Genomic DNA, 325 nt, shown 5'->3' with positions numbered 1-325 from the left:
TGATCTCTAGCCCCAGTTTGTTCTCGACGAACTCACAGAGGCTAGCGAAGACACGATGTGCGGCACGTTCGCTTTTGAGCAGGACGACGAAGTCGTCCGCATAACGGACGAAACGATGTCCCCTCGTCTCCAGCTCTTTGTCTAGTGCATCGAGCACCAGGTTTGATAGTAGAGGTGAAAGCGGGCCACCTTGCGGCATCCCCTCAACTGTTGCGTGATAGCTTCCGAGCTCGATGTAGCCCGCTTTCAAGTAGCGCTTAATCAAGCGCACGACAGGGCCATCCCCATCGAGACGCTCACGTAGTGCTTCCAACGCACGCGCTTG

The 325-nt window shown here is 56.0% G+C and carries 1 protein-coding gene; it reads right to left on the bottom strand.

Features of this window, described 5'->3' with window-relative positions:
- Nucleotides 1-325: reverse transcriptase domain-containing protein (locus QEH52_RS20420; protein ID WP_308952799.1), on the bottom strand; the 325-nt coding region annotated here is incomplete at both ends.

The organism is Thalassobacterium maritimum (assembly GCF_031127805.1).
In the GTDB taxonomy this organism is placed as follows: domain Bacteria; phylum Verrucomicrobiota; class Verrucomicrobiia; order Opitutales; family Coraliomargaritaceae; genus Thalassobacterium; species Thalassobacterium maritimum.
The sequence above is the reverse complement of the archived record's forward strand: the minus strand, read 5'-3'. Positions and strand labels throughout refer to the sequence as shown.